Consider the following 18730-nt stretch of genomic DNA (forward strand, 5'->3'; position numbering starts at 1 on the left):
CGGCCGCGCCGCCCGATGAAATCCCCTAGCGCGAGTACGCGGGATTCATCGAGGCATCTTGCACATACTCGTCCTCCGGCTCTGGCTGCAGCGTGGCCTCGATTTCCGGCGGAAACGTCGGCACCTTGCTGGTGTGCATCACCGCCCAGCGCATGATGGCGTGTAGAAAATTGAACGGCATCATCAGCAGGGACAGGATGCCAGGACCTTGCGCATCCTCGGCAAAGGCGCGCTGCCTGGATAGGGCGAAGGTCTCCGGCTTGCCGTCGGCCGGCACGCAATGCAAGACCGCATCCTGCACGGCTTGCGGCCCGTCCTCCATGTAGCGGCGCAGAAACTCCCAATGGGAATAGGCATCTTCGGCCCGGTACGTGACCGAGCTGAACGCGAATGTCTCCCTGACCGTCACGCCGTCCGGATCCAGGATCAGGCCGCGGACATCCCAGGTCCGGTGCTGAAACCCGTCGACCCCTCCTCCAAGCGTGAAGTAGAGCTTGTTCCACTTCGCCGTCAGCACCGTTCCGTCCAGCCGGAACACTTGTACCAGCTTGTGCTTGCGGTCCAAGGCGATGGGATAGTAGGTCCACCGGAACATCTCCTTGCCCGCGACCCATGCGCCCGCCGCCGCCAACGCAGCGCCCATCGCCATGCTGATGAAAACCGCCGTCCAAAGCCCGTTCTCATTGGGCAGCCCGTCCACCAGGGCCCAAGCCAACTCCCGGATCATGCCCACGCCGAAGGCCACGCCGACAAGCCCCATCAGCGCCAGCATGCCCCGGTAGGCGTACCAGCGGTCCACCAAGACCAAAGCATTGGAATTCATCTTCACCACGCAGCCCTCGGCCGCCAGCGGTACGTCCAGCCGTTTCTTCTGCTGCAAGCGGTGTTCGCGGTCGAAGTCCCCAAGCGGCCGGTCGTTGGGGAATTTGCGTATCAACCCCGTGTAATCCATTCAACGCTCCAGAACTCGCCGGCTCTGTTGCGGCGCGACCGGTATCAGCCCGTGGATAGGCCTGCGCAATTTCTTCAGGGCATTTCCCTCGTCAGTATCTGAAATAGCGCAGGCCGTAGTCCTTGCCATCGCCCTGCCGCCGCTTTGTTTTGGATATTGCGCGCAGATTGATCCCAGTGGGATTGCTCCAACCGAATCCCTTGAAGATCATTTCCGCGACATGCGCGAAGCCTTCCGTCTTGCGCCCCGCCCGCCAGGCCAGGAAGCCGAACACGACGAGCAAGGCCGGCAAGAGGTACATGGCATAAATGCCATAGGCCTCAAGCTGCCCCGCGATGCTGAACTTGCCTTTGAACAAGGCAAACACCGCATCCAGGCACATCATGAATCCAAAAATCACCGCGACGATGATGCCCCAGAACCGGAACGTGGACAGATAGTGGGATCTGCGCCCTTCAAAGCAGTGGGGATACACCGCCACCAAGGAATCCGATTCGCGCCTGACGCCATAGGCGCTCCAGGCGCCCTCGCCACGTTCGGCGACCAGCTCCACGTCGTCCCCTTCTTGAAAGGGGAAGCGCCAGAACCAACCCTGAACGGGTTCGCCGTTCAGTGAAAACTCCACGAAGTCGGCGCTCTCCGAACTATCGATCGAGGCAATCGCGATACCCGCCCCTCCCATGCCTGCCAGCGCGGCGGATACCGCGGACGCTCCGACGTCACCGCCAATCTGGCTCAGGACAAAGTCCCGATTACGACGGGACTTCTTCAGCTCCGTGATCTTTCCAGAGATCTTTCGGACATTTCCATTGAGCTCATTGGTCATTCCATTCCTCACATCAAATCACGTCACATCAGCAAGAGCAGCGACGAAGCCTTCCTCCTGCTTCTTCGGTTCGTCCTGAGGTTTGCCGAAAGTACGACGGCCAAACGCGCTGGTTTCACACCACTCTTCCAGTGCATTCGGCGTGAAGTACCAGACCAGCAGCTGAATACCCACCAACACTATCGCGATCTCCCAGCCCACCAGGATACCAAGCACACGAGCGAATGAAGCTATCGCCATCCGCGACGCAACCACATCCACAGCCACCACCATCACATTCATACCTGCGCGCCGTCCCACGATCTTCAGCAACGAGGCAGAAGTCGATATTGCCGTGATCACCGCGGCCCCGCCTGCGACAAAGCCTATGGCCGACTTGATGCCGACCAGCACCATTAGCGTGTACTGCTTCTTTTCCCTGCGCTCCATGGCTTCGTTGAAATCTATGGATGCACCGATAAAACTCGCGCCGGCGCCCAACATCCCCCCGACCAATTTCCATTTCTGGAATCCGTATGCTTTTTTCCCCGCCAATTGATACGGCACGATAGCGATATCAATCACGGCGGCGCTCAAGGTGGCCGTAGACGCGACCAGCTTTGCATAGGTCGTAGCCGTCTTGTCGGTCGCCGAAATGAGCTTCTTGAAGTTCCAAATTTCAATCAATCCCACCACCACCGTAATGCGCATGGTGGTAGCCCCGTTGCGCCCAGTAGCCGGCCGCATCTTGCCCCACATGTCCCGCAGCACTTTGTGGCTGGGTTCCTTGGCGATGGCCTCGTTGGCTTCCAGGAAAGTGCGCGCAGTCCGCAATCGCTGTAGCGCGACCTGCCGCGCCACGCCTTCGGACCGGGCCTGTTCTCTCACCAGCGCCAAGGCGTCGGCGTCGCTGATGCCCGTGGACAACAAAAAGAGATTCTGGACGATCTTCTCACCGACGAAATCGCTTACGCGGTTCAGCTGCAACCAGCGGAAAGCCGTATCGCCCACCGTCATCATCAGCTTGTCGATGCCGGCATTTTTCAAAGCGCGCGGCAATGGCCCCAGCTTTTCCACCTTGCTTTCACCAACCAGGGACACCGCCCTCTTGTAATACCCCGAGAAGGTTTTCAGGTTGCTGAGCACTCGTTCGACGACACCGAGCCCCGTAGGCAATGGCGTTTCCTTGCCCTTCACGGCTTCATCGAGGGCGCTCGTCACCGCAGGCTTGAGCTGCTTCTGGTTTGCGGCGATTGCGCGCCAGAACAGGGACTTCCTGTCCCCTGCGTCACGCCGTTCTTCCACCAAGGTTTTGAGATACTGGGCTCCCGCCGCGCTGGATCCGATGCCTTCGATCAGGTCGCCGACCACTTCAATGAACTCGTGGCCGTCATCCTCGACTTCCTCGCTATAGTCCTCCAGCGTATCGAACAGAAGGCCCCATTCCAGCCATTTGATGAGTTCCACTGTCCTGGTATTTGCCAGCGTAGTCGCCATCTCCTGGAACTTCTCGTAGTTGCTCTTGAAGCGATTCAGCTTGTCCCAATCGACATTGTCGGTGTAGCGATCCCAGGCATGCGCGACCTGGTCCTTGCGATAATTTTCCAGATTCCGGGCGCGCGTCTCGTCCGCCTGCACGATCTCCGCGTCATAGGCGTTGAAATCCGCCTCTGCCTGCGCTCTATTGGCCGCCGGGACGTACTGGTCCAGCAGCACGCGACGGCGGCTGTGGTACTCGGCGTCCGTTATCACGCCATTGGACCGCTCGTTCTCCAGCCCGGCGAATGCCTGCTTGCCCTTCATGTCCGGCACGTGCTGATTGATGACCTGGTTGCGGCGCATCACCTCGTAGTGCCGGTTGCCGCCCCGCTGCCCCAGTTGCACGGCCTCGGCCGTGCGCCTTGCGGCGTCGTCGGCCTTGTTCTCCAGCGCCGCCTTGGCGCCTTCGATGTTGCTGGCCGCGGTAATCTGCAGCGCACGTTCCTCGCCATACCGCGCCATCGCACCCAGCGCGTCATTGCAGTATCCGTTGAGCTCGTCGGCGATGCCGATGGCGTCCCACAGCGCCAAGCTCATCGGCCAATAGCTGACGCCCATCGTGGGATCGCCGCATTTATCCAGCATCTGCGCCAGCAAAAGCTCAAGCGTCTTATCCACAAGGCCGCCGAGCGGCCGGTTGCGCGGATACCAGGGCGTCTTCGTGAATTGCTCTTTCAGCGTTGTTTCGTCGAAAGACCCGTCGACATTGCTCAACTTGCGCTGGCGATCGAGGCCGGTGTACGGAAGCCAGGGCGGCTCGCCCGTCAATCCGCTGAACTGGTGGTCGCCGTATTCCAGGATCTTCTTGAAGTTCGACTCGACGGCCAGTATGGATTGGTGATTCTTGGCCTCGCAGCGGCCCTGCGCCCAGACGGCGGGCTCGATCGCCTGCATCCGCGATGCGCGGTGCTCCTGCTTTTCATAGCGAGCGCGGGTCTGCGGGCTCCATTTATGTTCGCTATAGGCCAGCCACACCTTGCCGCACTGTTCCGGCTTCTCTATGACGATGTAATGCATGCGCAGCCCATTGTGCCCCTGGTTCGCGCATTTCATCGCGGGCTGCAACCGGGCGCTGTCCGCGTCGTCGCAACGCCAGAGCATGCCGTCGGCCGTCACGGAATAGACTTCCCAGTAGTTGGCGCCCTGCGGGCCTTTCTCGTAGAACAGGTAGAGAAAGCCCATGCGCAGCGTGCGGGTCACGTACTTGTACTGTTCGCTATCCAGCGGCACGTCCTTCACGCGTTCGCCGCTTACGCCGTCCAGCGCATGCGCCGGAAACCCCGCGGGCACCACGGCGTAACGCGTCGGCAGTATCGGCAGGCCGCCTGCCTTGCACACATTGCAAGCCGTACTCATTCTTCTTCCCTAACTTGGTGATGCGCCGGGCGCGACTGCCGGCAATCGCGGGCGATCGCCGTCCAGTCCGCCTCGGTCAAATCCATGACGAGCCTGGCAAAGCCGACATCCGGCTCGCGGGCATCCAGTAGCGCGGCCAGCCTGGGATGCTGATCGAATGCAGGGTGCGCCGTAAGCGCGCGGATGGCCATGGCCTCCCAGTCGCGCGGATCCAGCAATCCCCTGGCCGCCCCGCGCCGCACGCATGCCGCCGCCTGCGCCAATGTTTCGTCTGAAATGGCCGCAGCCTGTCCAGCCACCACGCGCCACGCGCGGTTGATGGCGGCAGAGGTCTCAATGCGGCTCCATTGGTCTGAGTCGAACTGAAGCGGACCGATATCCCGAAGGCCGGGCACCGGCTCAGCGCCATTGCCATAGCTCGCCAGGCGCGCCCACCGGTCGACCGTCACCCACAGGTGCATCGGCCCCAGCAATGCCTGGCGCTGCCCTGGAGTCGCCAGGTTCCATACCAGATCCAGGACAGCGGGATCCTGCAAGCGCAACAGGGAGCGGCCTCCGTCCGGCCGCGATTGCAGCATGGCCCGGCCCAGGTGGTGCGCCAAGGCCGCAGCATCCGTTGCGCCAAACATCCAGCCGCCGATGCGGCGCCCCAGGCCCAACCGCAAGGATTCCGGCGTCCAATCCCGGATCGCCATGCCTGCCGCCACCCGGCTGATATCGGCGTCGCAGGCGCGCGCCAGATCCAGCGAGACGAGCCGCGGCCAAGCCTTGGAATCGACATTCCGATGCGCAAGCCGGACCGAAGTGGTCCGCGCATCGAGTTCATCGGCCAGGCCCAGCCATTCGGAATCTTCCTCAGGCGGCCGCAACAGCGGATCAAGCAGCAAGCAGCAGCGCGACTCCCCATGGGACGCCGCCAGCCGTTGCAGCGCCTCTCCCAGTTGAATGTCCGATGTGAATGGCCCCATATCTGTCCGCCCCTGGCCGCTACAGTTCAACCGCCGCCGCGCCCGAAGCCGCCGCGCTCTGCATTCTCAGCTGGCATCCTTCGAAGTCGCCCTCCGGCAGCCCCAGCTGCAAGGGCGCGCTTTGCGGCCCCGCCCAGTTATGCACACCCGCCTTCAACTCAACCTTCCCCGGCGCGTGCAGCTGGATCCCGCCGCCTTCCACCCGCAAATAGGCGCCGCCCGCGGTCGCCAAGACGCGCTTGGCGGCCTGCACCTTCACGGCAGCTTGCGCCGAGGCAAAGGTCACCGCCTTTTCGGCGGACAGTGTCATCTTGGCGTCCTGGCTATGCAAGCGCAGCTTGCCGCCCGCCGCATGCAGCAGCAGTCCCTGGCCTTGCACCGGGCTGTCGCCAGACGCCTTGCGGCCCAGCGTGAACAACACCGCGCCGCCGACTACCCCTACCGCCAGGTTGGCGCTGCTGATCCAGTTGACGTCCGGCGCCACCTGCGACAGCGTCGCGCCGGCCGCCAGGAATGCGTCGGCGGGTGTGTATTGGCCGATGCCGCTGGGCGCGCTCACCTGGAGCTGCGGTTCGCTGTAGGCGGCAACTGGCTTGCCCTCGGGCGCGTCCTGCTTGGCGTCGATCACCTCCAGGACGTGCTTCAGGGCGTCCTGCGCCGGCAGCGTTTGCGGATCGCCTTCCAACACGGCCTTCTGGCGCGTTGCCGCCTGCGCCAGTTCCTCCGCTGAACGCGTCGCCCGCTCAATCTGCTTGGCCGCTTCCGAGCTGTCCAGCAGCGCGCCCTCGGCGTTCCCGCGCAGGTCGGCGCTGATCAATAGCCCGGAACCGCCGCGCACCGCCACGGCCTCGCGAGTCGACAGTTCCGCACCGTGACCCAGGTCCTGCAGTCTTTCGTTGTCGCGCTGCTGCTTGATATGGCCCAGGTTCAGGCGGCTTTCGGCCTGCGTGGTCGACGCCGTCAGGCGCGACTGTCCGGGCGTGTCGTCATGCACCAGCTGGTTGTAGCCGCCGGTGCCTTGGCCGCTGCTGGCCAGCGCCTGCGTCTTGAAGCCGGACATCACCACATTGTGCGCATGGCCGTCGGCGCCGCCCGCGAACCAGGCGGGCGCGTTGCCGGTGGCGTTGGCGGCGCCGCCCTGCACCTGGTTGTGCGCGGCGTCCTCGGCGCCTGCGCCGTTGTAGAGCGCGCCCACCACCACGGGGCGGTCGATGTCGCCGTGCAGGAACTCGACCAGCACTTCCTGGCCGACGCGCGGCACGAAATTCCCGCCCCAGTCGCCGCCCGCCACGGACTCCGCCACCCGCACCCACGTGCCAAGTTCGTCCTTGGCGGGCGCGTTCTCGTCACCCGAAGGATGTTCCAGGCGGCTGCTGGAGGCCTTGCCGCGCTGCCAATGGAACTGGACCTTGACGCGGTGGTCGCGGTCGGTATGCACCGGCGCCTCGGCGCCCACCACCAGCGCGGTCTGCGCGCCGTACACGGTGGGCCGCGGATGCAGGCGCTCGCCGTGCCCGTCGCGCGTGGCCTTGCGGAATTCCGTGTCGATGCCGATGCAGGTAAAGGCATTGCGGTAGAAGTCGGCGTCGGCTGCCTGCGGACCGGTCTCGCCCAGCGCGTCGCGCACGGCGCGGCCCAGGTCCTCGTCGAAGTTGTTGCGGGCCTCGTGCCGCACGGCGATCGCCACATAGGCGGCCCCGCCCTGCTGGTAGTGCCCGGTCAGCTCGAAGCGCTGGCCCGGCGCCAGCGTGCGCACGGTGCCCGCGCCTTCGCAGCTGTCCTGACCCGCGCGCAGCGCGGCCAGCGCGATGTGCGCCAGGCGCTCGCCCTGCGCGCTGTCCTCGTACGCGTACTGGCCGGGATAGTCGTTGACGACCAGATCCATCGCGCCCTTCGCGGCGCCGCCATCGACCTGCGCCGCCACCGGCCTGGCCTGGGCGCTGCGGTAGTCCCAGCTGGCCATGCGCACCGCATTGGTCTGCCAGCGCGCGCGCCGGCTCCATTGCTGGATGCTGTCCTCGGTCTCCGTGACGTCGGCGCGCGCAAAGCGCACGCTGGCCTGCGGGCCGGGCTGGAAGGCGCCGTTGTGGTCGGCAATGATCAACGTATGGCTGCCGTCGCCTTCGCCGGCCTCGTGCTCAACCCAGTAGAACAGGCCCTCTTCAGCCAGCAGGCGCTCGACGAAGGCATGATCGGTTTCGCGGTACTGCACGGTGAGGCTGCGCTTGGGGTAGGCGGCGCGGTCCTTCACGACCCAACGCCATAGCGGCGCCAGCCCCCCCTGGTCCTTGTAGTCGCCGAAGACGCTGTCGACGATCTCAATGACCGTCTTGTCCTGATAGGCGAAGCTGTCGCGGCGCGCGCGCAGAAAGGCGAGCCAGGGCTCCAGCGTCAGCCCATAGCGCGCCAGGCCGCCGTTGGCGCCCTGGAACTCGGCCGCCATGATGTAGCCATTCCAGACACGGGGCTGTTCGCGGCCCAGCGCGGTCTGCAGACGCAGCGTCGCCGGCTTGCCCAGCAGTTCAGACAAGGGGATGCCGGCATCGTCCGACAGCGCCGTCAGTTCCAGCCGGAACGCGCCCTCCGACAGGGTTTCCGTGGCGGACAGCGTTTCCGCGACGAGCCGGTTCGCGCCCAGCGGCGTGCGCAGGTCCAGCAAACGGTTGGCCTGGTCTGCCGACGCGATCGACATTCGGGAAAGGCCGGCATTATCCATGGGCATGTCGGGCTCCGGCGTCAGGCAAGGCGATAACGGAAATCGCCGTTCTTGCCGGCGGTCACGCGGATGCGGGCGATGGCCTCGCCCTGCGCCATGCGGCCCAGCACCTGTTCAGCGATCTGCGGCAACAGCGTGCCGTTCAGGATGTGGTCGACGTTGCGCGCGCCGGTATCCACCTCGGTGCAGCGCGCCAGCACGGCCTCCACCAGCGCCTCGTCCCATTCGAACACGGCGCGGTGGTTGGCCTGGACGCGCTGCGCGATGCGGCCGAGCTTCAGTGCGATGATGCGGGCCAGCGCGTCGTCGTCCACCGGGTAGTAGGCGATGGTCTTCATGCGGCCCAGGAAGGCGGGCTTGAAGGCCTTGTACAGCTGCGGCGCCAACAGTTCCTGCAAGGCCTCGGGGTCGGGCCGTTCCTCGGCGCTCTTGTTCAGGCAGGCCTGCATGATGGCCGACGATCCGACGTTGGAGGTCAGGATGATGAGCGTGTTGCGGAAATCGATCTCGCGGCCTTCCGCGTCGTCCATCACGCCCTTGTCGAACACCTGGAAGAACAGCTCCAGCACGTCGGGATGGGCTTTTTCGATCTCGTCCAGGAGCACCACGCTGTAGGGCTGGCGGCGCACCGCCTCGGTCAGCACGCCACCCTCGCCGTAGCCCACGTAGCCCGGCGGCGAGCCCTTCAGGCCCGATACGCTGTGGGCCTCCTGGTACTCGCTCATGTTGATGGTGACCAGCTTGCGTTCGCCGCCATACAGCACGTCGGCCACGGCCAGCGCGGTTTCGGTCTTGCCCACGCCCGACGGACCAATGAAGAGGAACACGCCCTTGGGCTTGTTGGGGTCTTCCAGACCGGCGCGCGCGGTGCGCACGCGTTGCGCAATGGCGTGCAAGGCATGGTCCTGGCCGATGACGCGTTCGGCCAGCAAGGGCTGCAGTTCCAGCACCGTACGGATTTCGTCATTGACCATGCGGCCCAGCGGGATGCCGGTCCAGGCCGACACGATCTCGGCGATGACCTGCGCATCCACGAAGGCCGGCACCAGCGGCGCTTCGCCCTGCAAGGCGCGTAGTTGCTGTTGCAGTTCGGCCAATTGCGCCTGTCCCGGCGTGGCGGCTGGCTCGGCCGCCTTGCCCGAGCGGCGCTTGCCGGCGGGCTCCGGCGCGGCTTCCACGCCCGCCGCCTCCAATTCCTCGCGCAGCGCGTGGATCTGCCTGACCAGCTCGCTTTCCTGAGCCAGCCGCGATTCCGCTTCCGTCAATGCGGCACGCGTGGCGTCCATTTCCTGATCCAGCTCGCGCAGGCGCGCGGATTGCGCCGCGCCCGCCGCGGCTTCGCGGCGCAAGGCGGCGCGCTCGGTCTCAAGGCGCGCGAGGCGATGACGCGCGTCGTCGATCAGCGCCGGCGTAGCGCTGCGGCCCAGGGCCACGCGCGCGCAGGCCGTGTCCAGCACGCTGACGGCCTTGTCCGGCAGTTGGCGGCCGCTGATGTAGCGGTGCGACAAGCGCGCCGCGGCCACGATGGCCTCGTCCAGCACGCGCACGCCGAAATGCTGTTCCATCAGCGGCGCCATGCCGCGCAGCATGCTCGCGGCCAGCTCCTCGCTGGGTTCTTCCACCTTCACGACCTGGAAGCGGCGCGCCAGCGCGGCGTCCTTCTCGAAGTACTTCTTGTACTCGCTCCAGGTGGTGGCGGCGATGGTGCGCAGCTCGCCGCGGGCCAATGCCGGCTTGAGCAGGTTGGCGGCATCGTTCTGCCCCGCCTGCCCGCCCGCGCCTATCATGGTGTGGGCTTCGTCGATGAACAGGATGATGGGCGTGGAGCTCTGCTTGACCTCGTCGATCACGTTCTTCAGGCGGTTCTCGAATTCGCCCTTGACGCTGGCGCCGGCCTGCAAGAGGCCCATATCCAGCGTGCGCAACGCCACGCCCGCCAGCGCCGGCGGCACGTCGCCCGCCACGATGCGCAGCGCCAGCCCCTCGACCACTGCGGTCTTGCCCACGCCAGCCTCGCCGGTCAGGATGGGATTGTTCTGGCGGCGGCGCGTCAGGATGTCGATCATCTGGCGGATCTCGGCATCGCGGCCGATCACCGGATCGATCTTGCCTTCGCGCGCGCGCTCGGTCAGGTTGGCGGTGTATTGGTCCAGCGCCGGCGTCTTGGAGAGGCCGGCAGCGGGAGCCGCGCCATCCTGCCCTGCGTCGCCCGCCGGACTGTCGCCCAACGCCACCGACTGGCCCGCCTCTTCCGAGCCGGCCGTCAACGCGGTGAAATCATGCTTCAGCTCATCCAGCCTGAACGATTCGAACAAACGCGACCCGCGGCGCGCCAACTGGGCCAGGTCGGGCTCGGTCAGCAAGGCCAGCAGCAGATGGCCGGAGCGGATGCGCGTGGTCTGCGTGTCCAGCGAAGCGATCAGCCAGGCATGTTCGAACAACCGCGGCAGATGCGGCGAGAACACCGGCGTGCGCGTGTTGCCATTCTTGAAGCCGCGGATCTCGGCATTCAGGTCCGCTTCCAGCACCGAAGCCTCGATACCGCTGCGCCGCGCCACGATGCTGAAATCGCTGGCGGGCTTTTCCAGCAGCGCCAGGAACAGGTGCTCCAGGTCCACCTCATAGTGCCCCTGGGCCATGCACAGGCTGGCGGCACGCTCGGCCGCCTGGCGGCAGGTCTGGTTGAGCTTTCCAATCAGGGTCTTCAAGGGTGTGGCCATATTCCAGGTCGTCTAGTCTCAATGGATGGTGTGCAATTCGTAGCTGGCGTCATCGCGGTCCGACGCCACCGGCTCGGTGCAAAGAAAGGAGTTCCAGCCCAGGCGCGCGCCGCCGCCTTCGCCCAGCACGCTGCCGCCCACGTCTTCCTTGGCCATCACCAGCCGCACTTCGTACTCGAAGCTCATGCCGCCGAACATGGTCAGGAGTTTCTCCAGCGCCTGGGCGCGCGCGCCGCCGGGCAGGAAATCGGTGAAAGCGTCCTTGGACAAGGGGCCGATCCACAGCCGGATGCGCATGTCGCGCTGCCAGATGCGGTCGCCGGCCATGGCCGACACGCCCAGCACCGCGCCGGGCATGCCCAGCTGCGTGCGGTTCTGCGGCGGCACGTGATACCAACGCCCGACGAACTGCTCCACCCGCAGCGGCACCTGGAAGTAATCCGCCAGCACGCGCTGCAGGTAGGCCGCCGATACCGGCCGCTGGCGCGCGGCCGCGGCATAGTGCGCCAGCGATTCGTCGAACACCCGGCCCTGCCCTGACTGCAGGCGGTCGCGCAGCGCCGGATGGCCGATGCCGCCCAGCGCCAGCAGCAGCGGCAGATAGTGATGGTCTTGTTCGGTCTCGTGCCGCACGGGCATGCGGTACTTCTTCCAGGCCGCGTAGAACAGCGCCGCCGCCCGGTTTGAGAAGATGTCGAAGAAGGCGCGGGCGCCACGGTCGCGCCGCGAGCTCTCGCGCGTGCTCAGGATCTCGGTGTAGTGCAGCGGCATGGCGCCCTGCGCGCCCAACAGGCCGAAGAAGGCCGGCTCGATCTCCACCCGTCCCAGGTTGCCCGCGGCCAGCGCCGCCAGCCGCGCTTCGGTGTCTTCCAGCGCCTGGCCCTGTTTGTCATAGGCCGTCAGCGCGGCGATCTCGCTGGCGGGAAAGCCCAGCGAAGACGAGTTCAGGAAGCGCAGGTGCGCAGGCACCGCATTGCGCGCGCGGCTGCCTTCCTGCCGCGCGAACCACGATTCCAGCACCCGCACGGCCTGGAAGAACTTGAAGCGCTGCGGCTCGGCCAGCAGCGATTCGATTACGCTAGGATCGCGTCGCCGTTGCATGGAGCGCACCGTAGGATTTCTTCCGCGCCGCGGCGCGACAGCACGACCAGCTGCACGAAGCTGTTGGCATGCACGTATAGGCCAAAAAAGCGGTTGATCACCGCCACGAAGGCATGCAGGCTGGTGCCGACGAAGTTGTCTTCGTTGATGGTCAGCCGGATCTCGATGCCGCGCACGAAGGTTGCGAATGGTTCGCCGGGCATCCAGTGCGTGGCAGGTTTGTAGTCCAGGCCGACCAGCCCTTCTATCTGGCGCGCCGCCACCGCGGAATGCGACAGGTCATACAGCCGCAGTGTCTCTTTCAACGCCGGCAGGCCGCTGTGGACCAGCGACAGGTGGTTCAGCGCCAGATGCGAAATAAGGCGCCAATGCGCCGCCCGCCCCTGCTGGAAGCGATGGGTGTGCGTCGGCCGGCGCAGCATGCGGATCTCGCGCGCGATCGAGCCGCCCTCCAGGAACAAGTCTCCGCCCGGCTGCCCCACCGCCAGATGCGAAGGCAGATCGCGATTGGTGCAGGTCAGTTCCAGGCTCAAGGTCTCGGTCTGCGGCAGCGAGGGATCGAAATCGATGTCGACGATGGACAGTTCCATCTCGTAGCCCGGACTGCGCTCGGCCACCATCGCATTGCGGCGCGCCGTCCAGTAGTGACCAGCCCCTTCCGGCGTCTCGCCATGGTGCAGCGAATAGAACGGCCGGAACTCCACCACCGAATCGCCCTGCGCGTTCTGCCGCACCTGGCGCACGCGGTCGATCGAATAGATCTCGTAGCCATAGGCGCGGCGCGCGTCGGCCACCACCGGATAGGACGCCTGCGCATGGGTGACGCGGATGGGATCGGCGCGCTGCGCGAACAGGTTGACCACGGGCGTGCAGCCCAACCGGAAATTGTCCGCGGAGGCCGACTCCAGCAGGCGCGCCGTGTTCGAATCCGCGCGCACGCCCTTCAAGGCCAGATGCAAGGTGATTTCACGCACCGGACCCGCCGCGCGCCTGAGCGCCGCGAGATCGATGTCCACGAAATTGAATTTCTCGGAGAACGCGAAGTACTCGGCCAACAGCCGGTAGGCAGGGTGCGAGCTGGCCGGGAAGTCGATCAGGGCTTCGTCCTCGGACAGCCCCACCTCCGCCAGCGGTACGTCCTGCATGCGATTCCAGCGGCCCGGCTGCGTTTCCAGGTAGGCCGCCGCGGTGCGCAGGAACAGGCAATCCCGCAGCGCAGCCACGAACGAGGGCTCGCCGTGCAGGTAGACGCGCAAGCGGTCCACCGCCAGGGTGGAGAAATTCTGGGTTTCAGCCAGGCAGGCCAATGTCAGCGACAGCCGGCCCGTCACGCCCGCAGGCAGGCTGGCCGCGGATGGCGCGTTGGCCGTGGCCGCAAATACGGCCTGGCGGATGCTCACTGGCGCCAAAGTCACGTCGTACGCCGTACGGAAACGGCAGGCCACGCCGCGCACGGGATGCGATTTCAGTTCCGTGCCGCGCGCCATGCGCACCGGCGCGGTCAGCTGCGAGGCCATGCCGCCCATGTCGAACTGCGCCACCGAGCACGACGGGAACGGGCGCAAGTAGTGCGGGTACATGACCTCGAACAGCGCTTCCGTGAATTCCGGATAGTCGTCGTCCAGTTTCTTGTTGATGCGCGCGCCCAGCAGCGCGAACGATTCGATCATCCGCTCGACATGCGGATCCTCGCAGGTTTCGCCAGACAGCCCGAGCCGCGCCGCGATCTTGGGATAGCGCTGCGCAAAATCGCGCGACGAACCGCGCAGAAAGCCCAGTTCGCGTTCGTAGTAAGGCAGCAGTTCTTCCATCTTTCCCTTCTTCGCCGGCGGCGTGCCGCCGGCGCCCGCGTGCATGGTTTGTTATCAGGCGGCCGCCGCGGCCTTGGCCCGGCCCTTGCTCACCGAGTACTGCAAGGTGGACGGCTGCAGCGTCGCGTCGAACGTGACCGGCTCATGCGCAGGCCCCACGTCCAGCATCGCGGTAATCGCGAAATACAGCACCGAGGTCGCGCGGCTGTCCACCTGCAGCAACACCCGCACGTGCGTCAGGCGCGGCTCATGGCGGGCGATCGCCTGCTCCAGCGACCGGCAGATGAACTCGCGGTCGTAGTGACTGGCCAGGCTCAGGCCGGAAAAATCCGACAAACCGTAGGTCAGGATGGACCGCTGGCAGTTCGGAAAACGCTTGAGCGAGTCTTCGGTGAAGACCATGCGCGTGTTGAGCAGGGCCTCGATGTCGCGCGCGACCGTTTCCTTGATTTCTTCCACCGACAGGCGTCGCAACGCATGCGGTGTCTGCCCGTCGCCGTCGAACAACTTGTCGAACAGGCTGGGTTCGAATCCCTTCATCGCGGCCTCATTGAGCAAAGGCGCCGGACCAGCCGGGAGCCTTTGCCGTTCATGCGGTCAGGTTCAGACCGAGTACGTCTTGTCGTTCTTGGTGAGGCTCCACGCGCCCTGGGCATTCCCGCCCTGGTTGCCGCCCACCTTCTGTTGCGTGTACTTCCACTGCACGGCGGCGTACTTCAGCGAGAACGACTCGTGCGGCAGGCCTTCGCTGACGACTTCCGGCGCCACGCGCGAGATGATCACGTACTTGAGCTTGATTTCCAGGTACTTGACGCGGTTGCCTTCGCCGTCGGCGCGCAGGAAATCGATGGTCACTTCGTCGAACGTCGTGCCGCCGGATGCGTGCTGGTACAGCAGCGGGCTGACCACGTCCAGGTCCTTGGTGAAGACCATCTCGCCATGCTCGGTGCGTTCGGCGGTGTGGCCACCGGAGGTGGAGGCGGTAGCCGAACGCGGCTGGATGATTTCATGGCGCCACGATCCGACTTCGATCCAGTCCGGATGGTCCTTGTCCTGCGACTCGCCCTTGAGCGCGGGGTTGCCGAATTTGACGTAGATGTCCTTCATTAATAGCCTCTCTGGTTAAAAATCGTCGAATCCGACGGTGGTCACGATTTCTGGGCTTGGGCCGGGAGTTCCGCAACCAGGCGCAACGAAATCGAAAGCTCATCGAGCTGAAAATGAGGCCGCAAAAACGCCACGGCCCGGAACACGCCGGGACGTCCCGGCACCTCGGCAACCTGCACCGATGCTTCCCTCAAGGGGAACTGCGCCTTCTGCTCCTGGCTCGCGTTGTCGTCCAGCAGCACGTACTGCGAGACCCAGCGGTTCAGGAAGCTCTCGACAGATTGCGCGGAGGCAAAGCTGCCGATCTTGTCTCGCATCATGGCTTTCAGGTAGTGCGCCACGCGCGATACCGAAAAGATGTACTGCAGCTGCGCCGATAGCACCGCGTTGGCGTTGGCGCTGTCGGTGTTGTACTTCTTGGCCTTTTGCACCGATTGCGCGCCGAAGAACGCGGCGTAGTCCGAGTTCTTGCAATGCACCAGCGGGATCAGGCCGAGGTCGCTCAGTTCCTTTTCGCGCCGGTCGGTGATGGCGATTTCCGTCGGGCACTTCAGGGCGATTTCGCCGTCGTCGGTCTTGAAGGTGTGGGTCGGCAGGTTTTCGACCAGGCCGCCGCCTTCCACACCGCGGATCGCCGCGCACCAGCCGAAGTCGGCAAAGGCCGCAGTCAGGCGCGCGCCAAAGGCCCAGGCGGCGTTGCACCACAGGTACTTGGCATGGTCGGTGCCGTCCACTTCCTCGACGAAGTTGAAGCCTTCCACCGAGGTGCCTTCCTTCGGGTCATAGGGCAGGCGGCCCAGGAAGCGCGGCATGGTCAGGCCCACGTAACGCGAATCTTCCGAATCGCGGAAGCTGCGCCACTTGGTGTATTCCACGGTGTCGAACACCTTGGCCAGGTCGCGCGGGCGGCCCAGGTCGGCAAAGCTGTCCAGGCCCAGCAATTCGGGCGAGGCCGACGCGATGAAAGGCGCGTGCGAGGCCGCGGCCACGTGCGACATCTGCTCGATGAAGTACATGTCCTCGGGTTGGCGCGTGATCTCGAAGTTGCCCAGCAGCGCGCCGAACGGCGAACCGCCAAACGTGCCGAACTCTTCTTCGTAGACCTTCTTGAACATCAGGCTCTGGTCGAAGTCGATGGCGGTCTGGAAGTCGCGCACCAGATCGCGCTTGGTGACATTGAGCACCTTGATCTTCAGCATCGGGCCGGTGTTGCTCTCCTGGCACAGGTAATGCAGGCCGCGCCAGGTGCTTTCCAGCTTCTGGAACTCGGCGCCATGCATCACTTCGCTCAGCTGGGCCGAGATCAGGCGGTCCAGCTCGGCCACGCGGGCGTCTAGCATCGCGGACAGGTTGTCCGAGACCACGACGGTGCCCTTCATGACTTCGCGGGCCAGCTCGCCGATGAGGTCCTTGGCGCGGTCGTGTTCCGCCGTGGACTTGGCCACGCGGCTCTGTTCGACGATCTGGTCCAGCAGGCCCGAGTCGGCCTCGGCGGCGGGCGCGGATACGTTCTGCGCGGCGGCGGAATTACTCATTGCTGCCTCCCTTGCCGTTCTTGCCGGCTTCGCTGGTCAGTTGCTGCAGTTTTTCCGTGCTGCTGAGCACTTCGCCCAACAGGTCTTCCAGCTTGTCGTTGCCCGCCAGCTTGTTGCGCAGGTCGGCCAGCTTGGTGCGGATGTCCAGGAGTTCCTTGAGCGGCTCGATCTGCTGCACCACGGCTTCGGGACGGAAGTCTTCAACCGAGCGGAACTTGAGATCCACGCCGAAGGTGCCGCCTTCGTCGGTCAGGCGGTTCTTCACGCGGTAGGCTGCGCGCGGCTCCAGGCCGCGCATCACGTCGTCGAAGTTGTCGACGTCGATGTTGACGAACTTGCGGTCCTTCAGGCGCGGCAGCTCGGCTTCGGACTGCGCGCTGAAGTCGCCGACCACGCCCACGACAAACGGCAGTTCCTTCTGCTCGATCGCGTCGCCCTTCTCGACGTCATAGGTCAGCTGCACGCGCGGCGGACGTACTTTCTGGAGTCTTTTCTGAACGCTTTCTTTCTTAGCCATGGGGGCTCCAAGCGAAGTGCATTGTGAAGAGGCCGTGGGCCCGATCAGGGTTTGAGGAGGTTGCCGAACGGATCCGGCGCGCGGCCGGCCGGCGCGGCGCCGGAAGCCGCGGGGGCCGTGGCCGGCGTGGCGGCAGGAGCCGTCGCAGCGTTCGCCGCGGGGTTTGCAGCGGGCGTTGCGGGCGTCGCAGCCTGCGTCGCTGCCGTGTTGGCGGCGGGCTTGGCTTGCTGCGCGGCCGCGCCCTGCGCGTCGTTGCGCCGCGGCTGGCGCGGGCGCGGCGGCTTGTAGCCCTCGGGGAACAGCACGTCCTGGCCCAGGGTTTCACGCATGGCGGCGGCCAGCGCCACCGCATCGGTACGGGCGTTGCCGGCGAGCAGCGCATTGGCGCGCAGGTCGGCCAGCGACTGCATGGCCACGCGCAGGCCGCCCACCGCGCGCACGGTCTTGGCGGTGAAGTCTTCGGGGTCGCGGTTCAGCGCTTCGTCGGCCGCCACGATGGCCTCGCCATACTTCTGCTCGTCGAAGCGGATCTTCGCGATGTAAGACCACGGTTCACCGCGTGCGGGATTGAGCAAAGCGATTTCCTGGAACTCGGCGACCGCCTGATCATTGCCCTTGGCAGCCAAGGTCTGCGTGGCGTGCGTCATCGACTGCTTGTATTCGGCGTCGGTCTGCGGCTTGGGGGACGTGGCGCAGCCCGCGAGGAAGGCCATCATTGCGCCGATGAGGAGAACCCGGGATATGTGCATATTTTTGGTATGTAGGAGGGTGTAACCAAGGCCGCGTATTTCAACAACCTTTTGTTAGCGCAGCACTACAGTGCATTACTTCATGTAACTCCACGCCAAACTTCGCTCATCGTGCCGTGATCTGTATGTTGTCGCAGGCTTCCGGTATAAAGAGCCATGTCAAAACATCTCTATTTTTCTCGGTGCATGGCAGCGGCGGCCATCATCGCGGCAAGCCCCGTAATCAGCGGTTGCGCAGCGGTTTCAGCGATTGGAGCGGTGGCTGGAATGACTGGCGGCGTGATGGATATGACGGGCCTGAAGAAGGACCCGAATGCGCCTGTGGATGTGAAACTGGCGATACACGCAGGAGAAAATTTGAATGCGAGTAGCGGCCAGCCCATGGCTGTGGTTACGAAAATATACTATTTGAAGAATGCCGAGGCATTTCAGCGCGCACCGCTCACGCAATTGGTTGATACTGACGCCGAAAAGGCGGCGTTGGGTGACAGCATCATCGCTGCACGCGAAGTCACACTGACGCCGGGACAGCGCTACGAGCACCTGGAAAAAGTGCCGAAAACCGCTGCCTACATCGCTGTCGCGGGCTTGTTCTACGCGCCCGCGCCGCAGCGCTGGAAATATGTTTTCGAAGTAAAGACCGCCGAGGACAGCGGCATCGTCATGGGCGCCCATGCCTGCGCGATGACCGTGGTCACCGGACAAATAGTGTTGCCGCCGGGCGTGCCCGGCTTCGACCCGGCCCGCCTCGGCTCGGTGCAATGCCCGAACTGAACGCGAGCCAACTGCGTCTAGCCGACCGCGTCTCGCCGACCACGTCTCGCCGCAGTCATGCACGCCCTATCCATATAAGA

General features: G+C 65.0%; 14 protein-coding genes. 1 reads left to right on the forward strand and 13 read right to left on the reverse strand.

What is annotated here, in order from left to right; all coding sequences use genetic code 11:
- Positions 1-25 precede the first annotated feature (25 nt).
- The 13 genes from ACZ5YA_RS17435 to ACZ5YA_RS17495 all read right to left on the reverse strand — a co-directional run bounded on the left by ACZ5YA_RS17435 (position 26) and on the right by ACZ5YA_RS17495 (position 17843).
- On the reverse strand, positions 26-952 hold the full coding sequence (locus tag ACZ5YA_RS17435; protein ID WP_464090964.1) for a DUF6708 domain-containing protein: 927 nt from the start codon (positions 950-952) through the stop codon (positions 26-28).
- 91 nt (positions 953-1043) lie between these two features.
- Positions 1044-1778, reverse strand: coding sequence for a putative type VI secretion system effector (locus ACZ5YA_RS17440; RefSeq protein WP_124260332.1), 735 nt, complete (start codon positions 1776-1778; stop codon positions 1044-1046).
- Between the two features lie 18 nt (positions 1779-1796).
- Positions 1797-4652, reverse strand: coding sequence for a T6SS effector BTH_I2691 family protein (locus ACZ5YA_RS17445; RefSeq protein ID WP_251879127.1), 2856 nt, complete (start codon positions 4650-4652; stop codon positions 1797-1799).
- Positions 4649-5620: a DUF4123 domain-containing protein gene (locus tag ACZ5YA_RS17450; RefSeq protein WP_118931412.1), complete on the reverse strand. Its 972-nt coding sequence runs from the start codon at positions 5618-5620 to the stop codon at positions 4649-4651. Before ACZ5YA_RS17450 ends, ACZ5YA_RS17445 begins: the two co-directional genes overlap by 4 nt.
- Before the next feature lie 19 nt (positions 5621-5639).
- On the reverse strand, positions 5640-8342 hold the full coding sequence (locus ACZ5YA_RS17455) for a type VI secretion system Vgr family protein (protein WP_464090965.1): 2703 nt from the start codon (positions 8340-8342) through the stop codon (positions 5640-5642).
- A 14-nt stretch (positions 8343-8356) separates the two neighbouring features.
- Entirely contained in the window at positions 8357-11056 is a 2700-nt protein-coding gene (gene tssH / locus ACZ5YA_RS17460) for a type VI secretion system ATPase TssH (RefSeq protein ID WP_280015775.1), read from the reverse strand.
- Between the two features lie 18 nt (positions 11057-11074).
- Complete coding sequence (tssG, locus tag ACZ5YA_RS17465) at positions 11075-12166, reverse strand: type VI secretion system baseplate subunit TssG (protein WP_165867759.1); 1092 nt, start codon at positions 12164-12166, stop codon at positions 11075-11077.
- On the reverse strand, positions 12130-13968 hold the full coding sequence (tssF, locus tag ACZ5YA_RS17470; RefSeq protein ID WP_059371481.1) for a type VI secretion system baseplate subunit TssF: 1839 nt from the start codon (positions 13966-13968) through the stop codon (positions 12130-12132). Before tssF ends, tssG begins: the two co-directional genes overlap by 37 nt.
- A 54-nt stretch (positions 13969-14022) precedes the next feature.
- Positions 14023-14508: a type VI secretion system baseplate subunit TssE gene (tssE, locus tag ACZ5YA_RS17475; protein WP_054452040.1), complete on the reverse strand. Its 486-nt coding sequence runs from the start codon at positions 14506-14508 to the stop codon at positions 14023-14025.
- Positions 14509-14571: 63 nt separating this feature from the next.
- Entirely contained in the window at positions 14572-15075 is a 504-nt protein-coding gene (locus ACZ5YA_RS17480; protein ID WP_006395404.1) for an Hcp family type VI secretion system effector, read from the reverse strand.
- A gap of 41 nt (positions 15076-15116) precedes the next feature.
- Positions 15117-16610: a type VI secretion system contractile sheath large subunit gene (gene tssC / locus ACZ5YA_RS17485; RefSeq protein WP_059371264.1), complete on the reverse strand. Its 1494-nt coding sequence runs from the start codon at positions 16608-16610 to the stop codon at positions 15117-15119.
- Positions 16603-17127 carry a type VI secretion system contractile sheath small subunit gene (gene tssB / locus ACZ5YA_RS17490; RefSeq protein ID WP_013396290.1) on the reverse strand — a complete coding sequence of 175 codons (525 nt, stop codon included), beginning with the start codon at positions 17125-17127 and terminating at the stop codon, positions 16603-16605. Before tssB ends, tssC begins: the two co-directional genes overlap by 8 nt.
- Before the next feature lie 44 nt (positions 17128-17171).
- A complete protein-coding gene (locus ACZ5YA_RS17495) occupies positions 17172-17843 on the reverse strand; it encodes a hypothetical protein (protein ID WP_059371263.1) in 672 nt (223 codons plus the stop codon).
- 189 nt (positions 17844-18032) lie between these two features.
- Between ACZ5YA_RS17495 and tssJ the strand changes: the two genes are divergently transcribed.
- On the forward strand, positions 18033-18650 hold the full coding sequence (gene tssJ / locus ACZ5YA_RS17500) for a type VI secretion system lipoprotein TssJ (protein ID WP_223283521.1): 618 nt from the start codon (positions 18033-18035) through the stop codon (positions 18648-18650).
- Positions 18651-18730: the final 80 nt, after the last annotated feature.

The sequence above is a fragment of the Achromobacter sp. JCM 18799 genome, assembly GCF_055395645.1.

What these genes read in the sequence shown, in the direction of transcription:
- ACZ5YA_RS17435 (WP_464090964.1), bottom strand. Translation starts at nt 952, where the DNA reads ATGGATTACACGGGGTTGATACGCAAATTCCCCAACGACCGGCCGCTT.
- ACZ5YA_RS17440 (WP_124260332.1), bottom strand. Translation starts at nt 1,778, where the DNA reads ATGACCAATGAGCTCAATGGAAATGTCCGAAAGATCTCTGGAAAGATC.
- ACZ5YA_RS17445 (WP_251879127.1), bottom strand. Translation starts at nt 4,652, where the DNA reads ATGAGTACGGCTTGCAATGTGTGCAAGGCAGGCGGCCTGCCGATACTG.
- ACZ5YA_RS17450 (WP_118931412.1), bottom strand. Translation starts at nt 5,620, where the DNA reads ATGGGGCCATTCACATCGGACATTCAACTGGGAGAGGCGCTGCAACGG.
- ACZ5YA_RS17455 (WP_464090965.1), bottom strand. Translation starts at nt 8,342, where the DNA reads ATGCCCATGGATAATGCCGGCCTTTCCCGAATGTCGATCGCGTCGGCA.
- tssH (WP_280015775.1), bottom strand. Translation starts at nt 11,056, where the DNA reads ATGGCCACACCCTTGAAGACCCTGATTGGAAAGCTCAACCAGACCTGC.
- tssF (WP_059371481.1), bottom strand. Translation starts at nt 13,968, where the DNA reads ATGGAAGAACTGCTGCCTTACTACGAACGCGAACTGGGCTTTCTGCGC.
- tssE (WP_054452040.1), bottom strand. Translation starts at nt 14,508, where the DNA reads ATGAAGGGATTCGAACCCAGCCTGTTCGACAAGTTGTTCGACGGCGAC.
- ACZ5YA_RS17480 (WP_006395404.1), bottom strand. Translation starts at nt 15,075, where the DNA reads ATGAAGGACATCTACGTCAAATTCGGCAACCCCGCGCTCAAGGGCGAG.
- tssC (WP_059371264.1), bottom strand. Translation starts at nt 16,610, where the DNA reads ATGAGTAATTCCGCCGCCGCGCAGAACGTATCCGCGCCCGCCGCCGAG.
- tssB (WP_013396290.1), bottom strand. Translation starts at nt 17,127, where the DNA reads ATGGCTAAGAAAGAAAGCGTTCAGAAAAGACTCCAGAAAGTACGTCCG.
- ACZ5YA_RS17495 (WP_059371263.1), bottom strand. Translation starts at nt 17,843, where the DNA reads ATGATGGCCTTCCTCGCGGGCTGCGCCACGTCCCCCAAGCCGCAGACC.
- tssJ (WP_223283521.1), top strand. Translation starts at nt 18,033, where the DNA reads ATGTCAAAACATCTCTATTTTTCTCGGTGCATGGCAGCGGCGGCCATC.